This window comes from Flagellimonas taeanensis (assembly GCF_003584105.1).
Classification (GTDB): domain Bacteria; phylum Bacteroidota; class Bacteroidia; order Flavobacteriales; family Flavobacteriaceae; genus Flagellimonas; species Flagellimonas taeanensis.
On record NZ_QXFO01000028.1, the window covers coordinates 1 to 16,629 of the forward strand.

Here is a 16,629-nt window from a genome sequence, read left to right on the forward strand (position 1 = left end):
TATGTTCTATGGGGCCACTGCCTTCAATGGGGATATCGGTGGCTGGGACACTTCCCATGTGACCAATATGTCCTTTATGTTCGTCTATGCCGCTCTCTTTAACCAAGACATCAGTGGTTGGGACACTTCGAGTGTGACCAATATGCAGAGTATGTTCGAATTGGCCACTTCGTTCAACCAGGACATCAATGATTGGGACACCTCGAGTGTGACCAACATGGGCAGTATGTTTAATGGTGCTGTTGAATTCAATGGTGCCATCTTAGATTGGGACACGGGCGAGGTAACCAATATGGCCAATATGTTCAAAGGGGCCACCTCCTTTAACGGTATCTTGGATACCTGGGACGTTTCCAATGTGACCAATATGGAAAACATGTTGGACAACTCGGGGATGAGTGCCTTGAGCTATGGTAGTACCTTAGTAGGCTGGTCCCAGCTTCCCAATCTTCCCTCAAACATTGTTTTGGGTGCTGTTGGCCTGTCCATAGATTGTAGCCATGCCCCGAGTGTTAACGCCTATACCTTTCTCCGTGCAAACAAGAGCTGGGATATCAATGACGATAGTGGCCATTGCTTCTAAGTACCTCGTGAGAAGATTATTTTTTTAAGACCAAGACCGGGAGGACCAAGTGTCCTTCCGGTTTTTTATTTTATTGCAAATTGGATTGTTGGATGTTTCGATTGTTGGGGTTTGGATTTTTTATTGGCGTTGCTTGTCATTCTGAAAACGCGGAGTGTTTGAAGAATCTTTGGCTCCAGTAGGAGATTCTTCGCTTTGCTCAGAATGAAAATGATTAAGGTATTCCCTTGTTGAATTATTGTTCATTGCAAATTGGATTCTTGGATGCTTCGATTATTGGAATTTGAACTTTCACCCCCTGTTCCCTTCACCTTAAACCTGTAACCCAGTCCCATCAACCCAAAGACCCCATCCGTCAATCCAGCCTTGGCATCCGTCAGATCGTGCCCGAAACATTCTCCGGAACGCCCCATCTTGCCAAGATTAACTGTAAAAAAATGATTATGAAAAACATCACAAAAAAATTGGGTATCGCCATCCTCGCCATGGCCCTGCTATGGTCCTGCGGCAAGGACGATGCACCCACACCGCCCAAGAACGCCACCCCGGTGATCGCCGCACAGGAATTCACCGCTTCTGAGGACATTGCCGATACCGTGGTAATCGGTACCGTTGTGGCCACCGATGCCGACAAGGACGCCCTCACCTTCAGTATCAAGACCAATGACAACGAGTTCTTCGAGATCACGGCCACAGGGGCCCTGAGCCTGGCACCGGGCAAGACACTGGACTTTGTCAACAAGACACAGCACACCATCACCGTGGAGGTCAGTGACGGTGAGGACAGTGCAACGGCCACCATCACCATAAAAGTGACCCAGGCCACCGCACAGAACATTCTACCTGTTATCGGCAATTTTGAATTCACCGTGGCAGAGGACATTGCCGACACCGAAGTGATCGGTATCGTTGAGGCCTTCGATGTTGATGGGGATGAACTGACCTACGAAATAACGGACAATGCGGACGGTCTTTTTGAAATCGATGGGACCACTGGCGAACTTTCCCTTGCAACAGGCAGGAGCCTCGACTTTGAGACCGCCACACAGCACAACATCACCGTGCAGGTAAGCGATGGTGCGGGCACTGATTCGGATATAGTAACCATCAATGTCACGGACGTGTACGAGTCCCTTGCCAGCGACCCCAACGCCTTTGTCACCACTTGGAAGACCACCGTGGCCAATGAGGAAATTGTTATCGGTACGAACATAAACCTTACGTATGACTACACCATCGACTGGGGCGATGGCACGGTGGAAGAGATCGGCACCAGCGACAGACCTTCCCATGTCTACGCCTCGGCCGGTAACCACACTGTGGCCATTTTGGGACAGTTTCCTGCCATCGTCATGTTTGAGAGTGCTTCGTCGGAACTTCTGCTGTCCTTGGATCAATGGGGCAGCATCCAATGGGAAAGCATGAACGGGGCCTTTGGCACATGCCAGAACATGACCTATAAAGCCACCGACATACCCGACCTTTCCCAAGTGACCGATATGTCCTATATATTCTATAATGCAAGCTCTTTTAATGGAAACATCGGGAATTGGGACACCTCCAACGTGACCATTATGACAGGAATGTTCAACGGAGCCACATTGTTCAACCAAGACATCAGCGGTTGGAATACTTCCAATGCGACCAATATGTCCGGAATGTTCGGTGGAGCCACTTCTTTTAATCAGGACATCAGCGATTGGGACACCTCCAATGTGACCGGTATGAACTATATGTTCTCTGAAGCCACGGCCTTCAATCAAGACATTGGCAACTGGAACACTTCCAGTGTAACAAATATGACCTTCATGTTCAATGAGGCCACCTCCTTCAATCAGGATATTGGCGGTTGGGACACCTCCAATGTCACCTTGATGTTCGGCATGTTCAAAATTGCCACGGTCTTTGACCAAAGTATAGGTGGCTGGGATATTGGAAATGTGACCGATATGCGAAATATGTTCGATGGTTGTGGGATGTCGGTAGCCAGTTTCAACGCAACTATAGTGGGTTGGAATGCCTTTGTGGAACAAAATGGTGGTCCTATGGACATCACTTTAGGTGTAGATGGCCTTACCTTTTGCGCTAATGGCCTTTCCGCTGGTAACAATTTGGAGTTCAACCATGGATGGACATTTACCGGAACCTATTCAGGACAGTTAAGCTGTAATTGATTTCCAACAAGATAGAATAGCATGCAATACTAACCACCGGGAGGCTTTAGGATCTTTCGGTGGTTTTTATTTACTGATGTCTGAAATCAGAGGTCAGAAGTGTCACGTTGAGCGTAGTCGAAACGTCGGAAGTATTTCGTGCCTATTCGTGAAATTCGGTCAAAATAGACCATAGAACATGGACAATAGAGAATAGACTTTTGTTTTTGGGGTATTCGGTAACTGAGTTATTCGTCATTGCTTATTGTACATTGTTTACTGCCCAACCCGCATCCCGAAATTTTGCTCCTTCCTTGCACTTTCACCTTTGACCCTTCAACCCAAAACCCGTAACCCGTAACCCACAACCCGAAACTTTCCGCATCCCACTGTTCCAACGAAAAAACATTCGTATTTTTACCACTGTTTTTAAAGAACGGATTATCCTTACAAACCATACAATATGAATCAATATGATGTAGCTGTCATCGGCTCGGGCCCCGGAGGCTATGTGGCAGCGATTAGATGTGCCCAATTGGGAATGAAAACCGCAATCATTGAAAAGTACGACACCTTGGGAGGCACCTGCCTCAATGTGGGCTGTATTCCCTCCAAGGCCCTTTTGGACTCATCGCACCACTACGAGGATGCCATAAAGCACTTTGCCGAGCACGGAATCGATATTCCTGGTGAAGTTAAGGTGAACCTAAAGCAGATGATCGCCCGCAAACAGGATGTCGTGGAACAGAACACCAAGGGCATCGAGTTTTTGATGGGCAAGAACAAGATAGATGTCCTGCACGGACTCGGAAGTTTCAAGGATGCCACCCACATTGCTGTTGAAAAAGATGGAAAAACGGAGACCATCGAGGCAAAGAACATCATCATTGCCACGGGATCCAAACCCTCTACCTTGCCGTTCATTCAACTGGACAAGGAACGCATCATCACGTCCACTGAAGCGCTTAAGCTAAAGGGAATCCCCAAACATCTGATCGTTATCGGGGGAGGGGTCATCGGTCTGGAATTGGGCCAGGTATATAAGCGCCTTGGTTCCGAAGTGACCGTTGTGGAATATATGGACCGCATTATCCCAACGATGGATGCCGCCCTTTCCAAAGAATTGATGAAAGTGCTGAAAAAGCAAAAAATGGCCTTCAACCTGTCCCATAAAGTGAAAGCAGTGGAGCGCAAAGGAAAAGAGGTCATTGTAAAGGCAGACGACAAAAAGGGACAAGAAGTGGTATTGACCGGCGATTATTGCTTGGTCTGTGTGGGACGTAGGCCCTATACCGATGGACTGGACCTTGAAGCAGCTGGCGTGAAACTGGACGACAGGGGCAGGGTAGCGGTGAACGATCACCTACAGACCAACGTATCCAACATCTACGCAATCGGGGATGTGATCAAAGGGGCCATGTTGGCACACAAGGCCGAAGAAGAAGGCGTTTTGGTGGCCGAACTCTTGGCCGGACAAAAACCGCACATCAACTACGACCTCATTCCCGGAGTGGTCTACACCTGGCCGGAAGTGGCCGCTGTGGGCAAGACCGAAGAGCAGTTGAAGGAAGAAGGCGTGGACTATAAAGTGGGGCAGTTTCCCATGAGGGCATTGGGCCGCTCACGTGCCAGTATGGACCTGGATGGGTTTGTAAAAATATTGGCGGACAAAAAGACCGATGAGGTGTTGGGCGTCCACATGGTGGGTGCGCGTTGTGCCGATTTGATTGCTGAGGCTGTTACCGCAATGGAATTCAGGGCTTCTGCCGAGGACATTGCAAGAATGAGCCATGCACACCCGACGTATGCCGAAGCTGTCAAGGAAGCTGCCTTGGATGCAACGGACAAAAGGTCGTTGCATAGTTAGTCAATAGATAAGAAAAAGTAAAAGGGCATTCGGTCTATCAAGATGGGATGCCTTTTTTGTTGAGGTTAACCTCTTGCGGTGCGGAACAGTCTTTTGAGGATCAAGCCTGCCCGGGACAACAGTTCCTTCAGCACGGAAAATGAGATGTCCTTGATTTCGAGCACTTGTTTCTTCGCAGTCTCCAAAGCCCAAGCAATGCTGGACTTGATACTCTCTTCGTATTGGCTATATTTCAAAGCCAAAAAGGTACAGACGAACATAAACAGCACAGCTCCGGGGATAACCACAGAAGGGGTCAGGGAATGGTGGAAGAACCGATAGAGCCCCAATCCCGTCAAACTTCCATAGAGAACCATATAATGGATCACATAGATGGAAAGGGTGCTGGAGCCAATATTCAGGATGGTGCGGTTGTTTATAAGCCGTCGAAGCAACATGAACACAGCAAATACCACAAATACATTGCCCAATCGGATAAACAGGTAGTTGTTGAGTTGCAGCAAGTTGAAAAGTTCTACTCCCGTCCATTCGTAAATGGCAAGGAAGGTTGGTGACAATGCATAGCACAGAACGGCGCCAAGTCCCAACGAAATGGCAATGGCCACTGGATAAAGGTATTTGAAATCCTTGAACCTCAAGAACAAGATAGAAATGAAAGCTCCGATGGTGGCATATCCAAGCCATGGGATGATGGTAAATACAGAGCCGTTGGCCTTGGTGAAATAATTGGCGATGAATTCCGGTAAAAAGGAAAAGGACCACTGCTTGTAAAGTGGTTCAAACAGGAACAGGACCAAAGTAATGCCCAGCAGGACCAATGGAAACATATGCTTTCTTCTGTTGATGGTCAACAGATAGATCCCGATCAAGGCCAAAATGGAAAGCCCGATACAGTGCAGTACGTCCACAAAGTAAAAAGAAGGGTAAATTTCCCCTTTGAGCAGTCCAAAGAGATTGGAACGTAACAAATAGCCAATAAAAACGAGTTGAAGCCCGCGGCGAATACCTTTGACCACTCTTGGGTTGTCCATCCCTTTTTGGGGCATCCGCACGAGTAGGTAGGTAAAAATGAACCCGGAAACCGTAAAGAAAACAGGCGCTGTGATTCCCCGGAAATAAAGCCAAACACGGAAGGCACCATTGTTGAGGTCCCTAAAGGCCGGTTCCAAAAGCCCATCGATGAAATGTCCTTGGAGCATCATCAATATGGCCCAGGCACGCATGGCATCTACAAAAAATAACCTGTTGGTCTTAACTGTCATTTGGTTCAATCTCTTCCTATATACTTGTTTTGCAAGTACTTTGGATGCTTTCCGCGCCAAAATTATACAAAATACTTACAACTCTGCCCCAATTGGGGTATTTTAGCGAAACAATCAATGATTTTTTTCTATGGCAGCGATTTTGGCATTCGCCGGAAGCAATTCTTCAACATCCATCAATTTCAGGCTTGTACAATTTACCACTTCTTTGGTGGAAGGGCATGACCTTAGGTTGTTGAACATGACAAAATATCCATTTCCGATGTTCAGTGAGGATGATGAAAAAAGAAAAGGATATTCCAATGCTTTGGTGGAGTTCAAGGAGGAAATCCAGAAAGCAGATGGACTCATACTCTCCGTGAACGAGCATAACGGTAATCCATCGGCCTATTTTAAGAATGTTTTGGATTGGCTGTCCCGTTTGGACCGGAAATTTTTGGAAGGGACAAAGGTGCTCCTCATGTCCACTTCGGGAGGTAAACGAGGCGGTATGGGTTCTTTGGGTGTGATACAGAATATGTTGCCAAGGTTTGGAGCAGAAATCACCGCGACGTTTTCCCTGCCTTCGTTCCATGATACTTTTTCCGAGGACGGGATTCTGGATGAATCCTTGAAAGCAGAACACCAAAAAGCGCTACAGACTTTTTTGGATTCGTTAAAATAATGGGCATTGCGTACACAGCGTTCCTTTAAGACAGCATCACCTTTACAAAGTAAGAACGCCCTTTTGGAATGGTCCAAAAACTACACGGATGTGGTGTGGTTGGACAGCAACGGGCATCGGGGCAACTATTCATCCTTTGAAGCCTGTCTGGCCGTTGGGAAATCCAAGGGATTTTTCCATTTGGAAGAACTTAGGAGCTACTTTGAACACCGGTCTGACTGGCTGTTCGGCTATTTTTCATACGATTTGAAAAACCAGTTGGAGGATTTGATCTCCTGCAATGGGGATGGAATTGGGTTCCCTGACCTGTATTTTTTTCAGCCCCGTAAAATTATCATTTTGGATGGGGGCCAGCTCCAGTTCAACTACTTGGAAGCTGATGTGCCTGACATGGAAAAAGATTTTGCGGACATTGTCTCATTGTTGGGTGAAGATAGGACCAACAATGTCAAGACTTCCCCCATTCCCATAAAGATGCGTATCCACAAGGATGCCTATTTTGAAAAAGCGAACCGTTTTTTGGAGCACATCCATCGTGGTGATATTTATGAGGCCAATTTTTGTCAGGAGTTTTATGCCCAAGATGTACAGATAGCCCCTTTGGAGACCTATAAAAAGCTGAACTCCATATCCGAACCGCCGTTTGCGGCCTTTATGCGATTGGATGAAAGGTATTTGTTGTGTGCCTCCCCGGAGCGGTATTTGAGAAGGCAGGGCGAAAAAGTAATTTCACAGCCCATAAAGGGTACCGCACCACGGGGAAGGGATGCCGATGACGATTTGCGCATACGGGAACAACTGGCCAAAGATGAAAAGGAAAGAGCAGAGAACATCATGATTACGGATTTGGTGCGGAACGATCTTTCCAAAAACGCCATCAAAGGAAGTGTGGAAGTTGAAGAACTCTGCAAGGTATATGGATACAAACAAGTAAACCAAATGATCTCAACCATTACTTCAAAAATCTATCCAGATATAAACCCTGTTGACCTGATAAGGGAAACCTTCCCGATGGGCAGCATGACAGGCGCACCAAAGATATCCGCAATGAAGATCATTGAAGCTTTGGAGGAGACCAAACGAGGTCTGTACAGTGGGGCAGTGGGCTATTTTGACCCTCAAGGAAATTTCGACTTCAATGTGGTGATACGGAGCATTTTGTATAACGAAAAGCACAGGTTTGTCTCCTATTCCGTGGGAAGTGCCATCACTGCAAAGTCCGACCCCGAAATGGAGTATCAGGAATGCCTGCTGAAGGCGAGGGCCATGCGAAGTGTTTTGGGCGAAGAGGTTTAAGGTTAGAGGTTTAGGGTTTGAAGTTTCAAGTTCAAATTTCAAAAACATAAAAACAAGAGGCCAACATTGAGCATCAAGTGTCAAATCATAAATTCCAGTGGGCAGTAAACAGTTTGCAGTGAACTTTGTCATTCTGAGCAACGCGAAGAATCTCTTGCAGGATGAGATTCTTCAAACACTTCGTGTTTTCAGAATGACAGGAATGGTTGTCTTTTCTCTTTGTTCTTTGTTCTTCCTACATCGGGCACCAAGCTTGAAGCACCAAATTCCAATAACGAAATAACTCAGTAACTGAATAACCCATAACAGAATAACCCAATAACTCAACAACGAATCGTATTTTTGTGGTATGCTGGAAAAGTTCAAAAAGCATGTGGACCTCGATTTGCCTTTCTTGAAAGGAAAGCGCTTGTTGGTGGCCTGTAGCGGGGGAGTGGACAGCGTGGTTCTGGCCCATTTGACCCAAAGGTCGGGACTGAATATGGTATTGGCCCATTGCAATTTTGGGCTGCGTGCCGCGGAAAGTGATGGGGATGAAGATTTTGTGCGTCGTTTGGCGGAACAATTGGGTGTAGAGGTCTTGGTGAAACGTTTCGATACGGAAGCCTATGCGGAGAAGAACCGGGGTTCCATCCAAATGGCCGCAAGAGACCTGCGCTATCAATGGTTTCAAGAGGTTTTGGAAAAAGAGGGCTTTGACTTTTTGGTGACGGCCCACCACGCTGATGACAACGTGGAGACTTTTCTTATCAATCTTTCTCGTGGCACGGGCATCGAAGGCCTTTTGGGAATACCCGAAGTAAACGGAAAAACAGTCCGGCCCCTACTTGTCTTTTCACAAGAAGAAGTGATGGCATATGCCCAGGCTGAACATATCCTATGGCGGGAGGATAGCAGCAACACCAGTAACAAATACCTTCGGAACAGGATACGGCACGAAGTAGTGCCCAAACTGAAAGAACTGCACCCTACTTTTCTTCAAAACTTCATGCGCACCCAATCCCATCTGCTCCAGACCCATACTTTGGTGGACAACCATATCCAGACCATCAAAGCAAAGCTTTTTGTGGAGAATGGCGGAAGCATTACGATCGATATTGGGGAGTTGGAGCGTTTACAGCCCACAGCAGCTTATTTGTATGAAGTCTTTAAAGCATATGGTTTCACGGAATGGGACGATGTACACCACCTTTTGACTGCCATGAGCGGCAAGGAAGTGGTTTCCAAGACCCATAGATTGGTGAAGGATAGGCAACATCTGATCCTTTCAGAATTGGAGAATATACCGAAAAGATCATACTTGATCTTTGAAAATGAAGAACAGCCGGATCTACCTCTCAATTTAAATCTGGAAGATGTTAATAGCATTGAAAAATCAGGGCAGAATACCATCTTTATGGATAAGGAAAAGTTAAACTTCCCGTTGGTGTTAAGAAATTGGGAAAAAGGCGACTATTTTTATCCTTTTGGTATGCAAGGAAGAAAAAAGCTGTCCAAGTTTTTCAAGGACGAGAAGATGGATGTGGTGTCCAAGGAAAAACAATGGCTGCTTTGCTCGGACAACGATATTGTTTGGGTAGTGGGCAAAAGGGCAGACGAACGTTTCAAGGTCGAGGATTCAACCCGACAAATAGTAAAGATTACATGGGCTACATGAGAACAGCACTACTTTTTTTAGGACTTTTTTTAATCAACCTTTCCCTGTTTTCGCAAACAGATGCCAATCCGGCCGTCTGGAGTCATGAAGTCAATAAAATATCGGACACGGAATACGAACTGGTCTTCAAGGCAAAGATCATGGACGGGTGGCACATCTATTCCCAATATACGGCCGAAGGGGGTTCCCTGCCCAGTGAATTCACTTTTGAAAAAGCCGGCGAGGACTACGAACTTATGGGCCAAGCGGAAGAAAGTGAGACCATTACCGAATACAGCGACATTTTTGAGGTAGATGAGACTTTCTTCAAGAAAGAGGCCATCTTTACCCAGAAGATCAAACTGCTCGACCCGGAGGTCAACCAGATTTCGGTGAACCTGTTTTACCAGATCTGTAAGGAAGTCTGTATCCCCTTGGACCATCTTTTCCAGGTTTCTTTGGATGGAAGCGATTTTGTGGCAACTACCCAAGAACTGGATGGACATAGTGTGGCCTTGGGTGAATCGTTGAAGGTAGATTTCAAGAACAAGCACCTCCTGAACCAAGGAAGTTCCGTGGACGCCGAAGGGAAGTCCAACCTTTGGATGATCTTTGGGCTTGGATTTTTGGGCGGCCTCATCGCTTTGTTGACCCCTTGCGTGTTCCCCATGATCCCGTTGACGGTTTCTTTTTTCACCAAACAGTCGCAGAACAAGTCCAAGGGCATCGGAAACGCCGTTCTCTATGGATTTTTCATTGTGTTGATATACTTCTTGTTGAGTTTGCCCTTCCATTTGTTCAATTCGGTGGACTCGCAGATACTGAACACCATTGCCACCAATGTTTGGCTCAACGTGTTCTTCTTCGTCATTTTTGTCTTTTTTGCCTTTTCGTTTTTTGGCTATTACGAATTGACCCTGCCCAGCTCTTGGGCCAATAAAATGGACTCCGCCTCATCCAAAGTAGGAGGGGGATTGGGCATCTTCTTTATGGCGCTGACCTTGGCTATAGTGTCCTTCTCGTGCACCGGCCCTATTTTGGGAGGGCTGTTGGGAAGCACTACGCTGGCAGAGGGCAATGTAGCGACCAACCTATCGACAGGAATGGTCGGTTTTGGTCTGGCCTTGGCCCTGCCATTTGCGTTGTTTGCCATGTTTCCGGCCTGGTTGAACTCCCTGCCCAAATCGGGCGGATGGATGACCACCGTGAAAGTGGTCTTGGGCTTTTTGGAACTGGCTCTGGCCTTCAAATTCTTGTCCAATGCCGATTTGGTAGGCAATTGGGGATTATTGAAGAGAGAGATCTTCGTGGGCATCTGGATAGTGCTTTTTGTGTTGATGACCCTGTATTTGTTTGGGCTGTTCCGCTTTGCGCATGACGGTCCAAAGAAAAAACTGACCTCCGCCCGAAAAGTCTTCGGGATATTGAGTCTGGCCTTTTCGGTGTACTTGATATTGGGCCTTTTCCAAGTGACCCATCTGAAACTGTTGAGCGGATTTCCGCCTCCGGATTTTTACAGCGTGGTCGAAACCGAAAGCGATTGCCCCCTTGGCTTGGATTGTTTCAAGGACTTTGAGGAAGGTGTGGCCCATGCCAAAGCCGTGAACAAACCCATTCTGCTCGATTTCACGGGATGGGCCTGCGTGAATTGCCGAAAGATGGAAGAAAATGTATGGAGCCATAATACCATCTACCCCCTTTTGAAAGACGAATATGTGCTGATCTCCCTCTATGTGGACGACAGAAAGGAACTTCCCGAAGCAGAAAGGTTCAACTTCAAATATGACTCTGGACGGATAAAGGCCATTGAGACCGTGGGACAAAAATGGGGGACTTTCCAGACCATCAACTTCAATGCCGCGTCACAGCCCTACTACGTCTTGCTTTCTCCCAATCTGGAAATTTTGAACGACGCCGTCCAATATGTGGATGTGGAAACCTATGGGGAATGGCTAAGATCGGGCTTGGAAAAACATCACCTTTCCATGGACAAATGATGGACAACTCCTCCCACTTTTTTTTCATGGGATCGGGAAATTAGTTTTACCTTAGGGAGGTAATCGACTTAACCTAAAGGGAAGTGAAAAAACTAAAAAAAGGACTTTTGGTTCTTGCAGGCTTAATCCTGTTGGCAATCATTGGCATTGCTATTTTCTTGAATGGGCTCAAGCCCGATTATAGTGGAAAAAAGACATTGCCGGGACTGGACAGTGCGGTCAAAGTACTCTATGACACCTATGGGATTCCCCACATCTATGCGGACAATGAAGAAGATGCACTTAAGGCATTGGGCTATGTGCACGCCCAGGACCGTTTGTGGCAAATGGAACTTTTGAGACGGGTTGCCAAGGGTAGGCTATCCGAAGTATTTGGCAAAGACCTCTTGAAAACAGATAAGTTCTTCCTTTCCCTAGGCATTGATGACAATTCAACAGCAACAGTGGCCAGCATGGACCTGAATAGCAAAACGGCCATTCTTTCCCAAGCCTATTTGGATGGCATCAACGAATTCATCGAGAAGGGACCAACACCCCTCGAGTTTTACCTCACAGGCCTGGATAAGGAACCTTTTTCTTTGGAAGACATACACAATGCAGTGGGCTACATGGCCTTTAGTTTTGCCATGGCACATAAGACAGACCCTCTGCTCACCAGCATGAGGGACAAATTGGGCGAGGAGTACATGAGGGACCTTGCTATTGATTCAGACACCTCAACGGTTTGGATCAAGAACTACAAAGGATCTAACATGGATTCACTGGCTTCAAACATCATGGTAAGTGTCACGACGGCCTTGGAAAAATTGCCCATTCCGCAGTTTGAGGGGAGTAATAGTTGGGTAATTGCCCCCCAGAAGACCAAGAACGGCAAGGTGATCTTTGCCAACGATCCCCACATTGGATTTGCCCAGCCAACGGTGTGGTACGAGGCGCATATCAGCACGCCCACCTATGAAAAATACGGCTATCATTTGGCAGGGGTACCTTTTCCCTTATTGGGGCACGATAGGAATTTGGCCTATGGGCTGACGATGTTCGAAAATGATGACATTGACTTTTATTACGAAGAAACACATCCATCCGATAGTACCAAATACAAAACTGCCGATGGATGGAAGGAGTATGGATATGTGACCAAGACCATAAAGGTAAAAGGAGAGGATGATGTACCATTCACCTACCGAAAAACGCATCACGGACCTGTGTTGAACCACATTGCCGATCAGATTTCCGGGGATAGACCCGTGTCCATGTCGTGGATATACACCAAACCCAAGAACGAGGTGATGGATGCCCTTTACGGATTGAGCCATGCTGCCAATCTGGAAGAATTCAAGAATGCCCTGCCCAAGATCCACGCACCTGGACTGAATGTGATGTACGGCGATGCAAAGGGCAATGTGGGCTGGTGGGCCACTGCAAAACTTTATCAAATGCCGGACAGCCTGTCCACCAAGTATATTTTGGATGGCACCTCGGGAAAAGAGGAACCATTGCGCTATTTGGATTTTTCAGAAAACCCAAGTGCCGAAAACCCACCTTGGAACTATGTCTATTCGGCCAACAACCAGCCCGACTCCATTGCAGGGATGTTATACCCGGGATATTACCTGCCCGAGAACAGGGCAAGAAGGATAGTCCAGCTTTTGGATGCCAAGGACGATTGGGACAAAGAAGCTGTTTCTGAAATGATATTGGATGTGACCTCCACGGTAAACACGCAACTGGTGACCGAACTGATAAAACTGTTCGATGTGTCCCTCTTGACCCAGGAGCAATTGGTTCTGGTGGATTCCCTTGAGAATTGGAACGGAGAATATACGTTGACGAGCACCAGCCCAACATTGTTCCATCGTTGTGAATACTACATGGTGAAGAATACCATGGAGGACGAATTGGGGACAGAAATGTTCAACCAGTTTTTGGCCACACACATTTTCAAGCGACAGATTGCTTGGGGGGCTAAAATGGAAAGCGGAAAATGGTGGGACAATGTCCATACCAAGGACGTGGTGGAAACACGGAAGGACATAGTCATGAAATCCTTTGCCGATGCATGGGAGTCCTTGGTCAGTGATTTTGGGCCAGATCCGAGTGAATGGACTTGGGACAAAGTACATACCTTGGAACACCAACATCCTATCGGCCAAGTGGAATCCCTTCGCAGCTATTTCAATGTGGGCCCATTTCCTGTTGAGGGGACCCGGGAGGTCATCAACAACCTATCCTTTCCATACGACAGCACAGGATTTTACAAAGTAAGTTCAGGGCCTTCCACACGAAGGATCGTTGATTTTTCGGATATTGAGAACAGTATCAGCATATTGCCCACAGGACAATCCGGGAACCCGCTCAGCAAGCATTACAAGGACCAGGCTGAAATGTACGTAAAGGGGGAGTTCCGAAAAATGATGATGAACAGACAGGAGATTGAGGAAAAGGCCGAATCTGTGCTCACCTTCACCAAAGAGTGATTTTTCATCCATTGGCCGAGAAGGGCTATCCATCAATTCAAACCACGCTATTGTCAATCAATGAGCTTTTGGTAAATAGGCTTTGCCTATTTTTTGCCCTTATTTGACAAAAAATCCAAATGCTGATAAAAATTTATGGTAGTGCCGTTTTTGGCATTGAAGCGACCACTGTCGTAGTGGAAGTCAATGTGGACAAGGGCGTAGGCTATCATTTGGTGGGATTGCCCGATAACGCGATCAAGGAAAGCAATTACCGCATAGCCGCCGCTCTACAGAACAATGGGTACAAGATCCCCGGAAAAAAGATAACCATCAATATGGCCCCTGCCGACCTCAGAAAGGAAGGCTCCGCCTATGACCTCACTTTGGCGTTGGGAATTTTGACCGCTTCGGGCCAAATCAGGTCGGAGGGCATCCAAAATTATATCATTATGGGCGAATTGTCGTTGGACGGTAGCCTTCAACCCATAAAGGGAGCCTTGCCCATAGCCATAAAAGCACAACAGGAAGGTTTCAAAGGATTTATTCTTCCAAAGGAAAATGCCGTTGAAGCTGCCATTGTAAAGGATCTCGAGGTCTACGGTGTGGAAAACATCAAGGAAGTGATGGACTTTTTTGATGAGGATATACCTTTGGAACGAACCTATGTGGATGCCCGTCAAGAGTTTTATGAACATCTCAACTTCCCGGAGTACGATTTTGCCGATGTAAAAGGCCAGGAGAGCATTAAGCGATGTATGGAAATTGCGGCGGCTGGCGGACACAATATTATTTTGATAGGTCCACCAGGAGCGGGAAAGACCATGTTGGCCAAGCGGTTACCTTCCATTTTACCCCCAATGACCTTGCATGAGGCCTTGGAGACCACCAAGATCCACAGTGTGGTTGGAAAGGTAAGGAACAAGGGTTTGATGAGCCAACGCCCGTTCAGAAGCCCGCACCACACCATTAGTTCTGCTGCTTTGGTCGGCGGCGGAAGTTATCCGCAGCCCGGGGAAATCTCATTATCGCACAATGGTGTACTTTTCTTGGACGAGCTTCCCGAATTTGAGCGCAGGGTCCTCGAAGTGATGCGACAGCCCATGGAAGACAGGGAGGTCACCATTGCAAGGGCCCAGTACACAGTCACCTATCCCAGTAGTTTTATGCTGGTGGCGAGCATGAACCCAAGTCCCGGTGGCTATTTCAACGACCCCGACGCACCTGTCACATCTTCCCCTGCGGAGATGCAACGTTACTTGGGCAGGATATCCGGACCGCTGCTGGACAGGATCGACATCCATATTGAAGTGACCCCAGTGCCTTTCGAGAAACTCTCTGAAGAACGAAAAGGGGAGAGCAGCATGGACATCAGAAAAAGGGTAGAAGTGGCAAGGGACATCCAGACAGCCCGATTTTCAGCATGGGAGCATATCCATTACAATGCGCAGATGGATACCAAACACATACGACAGTTTTGCCCTTTGGACGAATCTTCCAAGGAATTGTTGAAGAACGCCATGCAACGGTTGAACCTTTCGGCACGGGCCTATGACAGGATCTTAAAAGTGTCAAGGACGATTGCCGATCTGGAAAATGAGGAAAGCATCAACCGGAACCATATTTCGGAAGCCATTCAATACAGAAGTTTGGACAGGGACGGATGGTTGGGTTGACCCCATTTCCTGATGCATCAAAAAAATGGGGCTGAAGTGATGGAATTGGCAATGGAACGGTCTTTTAGGAGAAGAAGTGTAAAAAATACGTTAAAAACACTTACTGATCTGTATTTGAGTGGTTTATGATGTATTTTTGCGCCGTTTTTCAAAATTCATAAGAATGCAATGTGTGGAATTAAACCCAGTGGGCAACTTTGACCCATGGGAGCAGGAGAAGATAGATGAGTTGCTACATCAACATATAACAAGTTCTTTAAGTAATAGATTGGTATTCGAGAACGAGAGTGTCAAGCTTTGGGACCTTCATCTGGCCCCAGGCGAACGCATTCCCTTCAGGAGGCACAACACCAACTTTGGCTGGGTTTGCACCACGGGCGGATTGGCCCTTACCCGGTACGGAAATGGTAAAATAAACATGATAAAGCTGAATCCCGGAGACACCGAATATTTTGAGTACAGGGGCAAAAACTACGTGAACGACCTTGAAAACATCGGTGAGCATCCTATCATTATCAATATCCTTGAATATAAGGAGACCAAAAAGGACAGCAGGTTCCAGTTTAGTGACTAGATGGCCTTGATGTTTGCCTTGAGTCCGGAGATGATCCCAAGAATGTTCTGTACGGTATCTTCCAAGTAATAGGCAATGGCCAAGTGGGGAATTCGAATAGTGGTAAATCCATTTTTGAACGAATGCATGGCATCTTCAAGATCGCTTATGGCCTGTTCGTGGGTGATCCTACTGTAGTCCCGGTCTATTTCAATGTTCAGTTTCACCCTTGAAATGGCAATATCGACCGATTTTTTACCGTCCCACCATTCCAACATCGGATAGGCACCAGCATCCTTCAATGCGTAAAAGAGATGGATGGCTTCTGGGGGAGTATCGTTATCAAGGATGACTTTTTTGATAAGTCGTGTATGTCTTTCGCAAAGTTGAACACCGAGGGAATCCATGGATGCCCTGTATTGAAGATGATCAATACTTTTGCCACAATCCTTACAGGTCATAAGTGTGTTTGTCAAGTTTAAGTTT

Annotated in this window: 13 protein-coding genes; 10 read left to right on the forward strand and 3 right to left on the reverse strand. The window is 46.8% G+C overall.

The window, feature by feature from the left end; all coding sequences use genetic code 11:
- Window positions 1-583, forward strand: a 583-nt coding sequence (locus tag D2V93_RS17365; protein WP_119620320.1) for a BspA family leucine-rich repeat surface protein, incomplete at its 5' end; no start/stop codon positions are given.
- A gap of 242 nt (window positions 584-825) precedes the next feature.
- Here D2V93_RS17365 and D2V93_RS18720 read toward each other — a convergent pair.
- Complete coding sequence (locus D2V93_RS18720; RefSeq protein ID WP_182850017.1) at window positions 826-996, reverse strand: hypothetical protein; 171 nt, start codon at window positions 994-996, stop codon at window positions 826-828.
- A gap of 30 nt (window positions 997-1,026) precedes the next feature.
- Between D2V93_RS18720 and D2V93_RS17370 the strand changes: the two genes are divergently transcribed.
- Both D2V93_RS17370 and lpdA read left to right on the forward strand, forming a co-directional pair.
- A complete protein-coding gene (locus D2V93_RS17370) occupies window positions 1,027-2,757 on the forward strand; it encodes a BspA family leucine-rich repeat surface protein (RefSeq protein ID WP_182850018.1) in 1,731 nt (576 codons plus the stop codon).
- Window positions 2,758-3,199: 442 nt separating this feature from the next.
- Window positions 3,200-4,603, forward strand: a complete 1,404-nt coding sequence (lpdA, locus tag D2V93_RS17380; protein ID WP_119620323.1) for a dihydrolipoyl dehydrogenase — start codon at window positions 3,200-3,202, stop codon at window positions 4,601-4,603.
- A 65-nt stretch (window positions 4,604-4,668) separates the two neighbouring features.
- Here the strand turns inward: lpdA and D2V93_RS17385 are convergent, their stop codons facing one another.
- Window positions 4,669-5,865, reverse strand: a complete 1,197-nt coding sequence (locus D2V93_RS17385) for an acyltransferase family protein (RefSeq protein WP_119620519.1) — start codon at window positions 5,863-5,865, stop codon at window positions 4,669-4,671.
- Between the two features lie 130 nt (window positions 5,866-5,995).
- Here D2V93_RS17385 and D2V93_RS17390 point away from each other — a divergent pair, with 130 nt between their 5' ends.
- From D2V93_RS17390 to D2V93_RS17420, 7 genes are all read left to right on the forward strand, one after another.
- Window positions 5,996-6,529, forward strand: coding sequence for an NADPH-dependent FMN reductase (locus tag D2V93_RS17390; RefSeq protein ID WP_119620324.1), 534 nt, complete (start codon window positions 5,996-5,998; stop codon window positions 6,527-6,529).
- A 6-nt stretch (window positions 6,530-6,535) separates the two neighbouring features.
- Window positions 6,536-7,825 (forward strand): anthranilate synthase component I family protein, encoded by a 1,290-nt coding sequence (locus D2V93_RS17395; protein ID WP_119620325.1) that lies wholly within the window; start codon window positions 6,536-6,538, stop codon window positions 7,823-7,825.
- A gap of 349 nt (window positions 7,826-8,174) precedes the next feature.
- On the forward strand, window positions 8,175-9,482 hold the full coding sequence (gene tilS / locus D2V93_RS17400; protein ID WP_119620326.1) for a tRNA lysidine(34) synthetase TilS: 1,308 nt from the start codon (window positions 8,175-8,177) through the stop codon (window positions 9,480-9,482).
- Complete coding sequence (locus D2V93_RS17405; RefSeq protein ID WP_119620327.1) at window positions 9,479-11,458, forward strand: protein-disulfide reductase DsbD family protein; 1,980 nt, start codon at window positions 9,479-9,481, stop codon at window positions 11,456-11,458. The genes tilS and D2V93_RS17405 overlap by 4 nt, the downstream gene beginning before the upstream one ends.
- Window positions 11,459-11,541: 83 nt before the next feature.
- Complete coding sequence (locus D2V93_RS17410) at window positions 11,542-13,935, forward strand: penicillin acylase family protein (protein ID WP_119620328.1); 2,394 nt, start codon at window positions 11,542-11,544, stop codon at window positions 13,933-13,935.
- Window positions 13,936-14,054: 119 nt separating this feature from the next.
- Complete coding sequence (locus D2V93_RS17415; RefSeq protein ID WP_119620329.1) at window positions 14,055-15,590, forward strand: YifB family Mg chelatase-like AAA ATPase; 1,536 nt, start codon at window positions 14,055-14,057, stop codon at window positions 15,588-15,590.
- Between the two features lie 163 nt (window positions 15,591-15,753).
- Entirely contained in the window at window positions 15,754-16,164 is a 411-nt protein-coding gene (locus tag D2V93_RS17420) for a hypothetical protein (RefSeq protein WP_119620330.1), read from the forward strand.
- Here D2V93_RS17420 and D2V93_RS17425 read toward each other — a convergent pair.
- Complete coding sequence (locus D2V93_RS17425; RefSeq protein ID WP_313791659.1) at window positions 16,161-16,619, reverse strand: hypothetical protein; 459 nt, start codon at window positions 16,617-16,619, stop codon at window positions 16,161-16,163. The genes D2V93_RS17420 and D2V93_RS17425 overlap by 4 nt on opposite strands.
- Window positions 16,620-16,629: the final 10 nt, after the last annotated feature.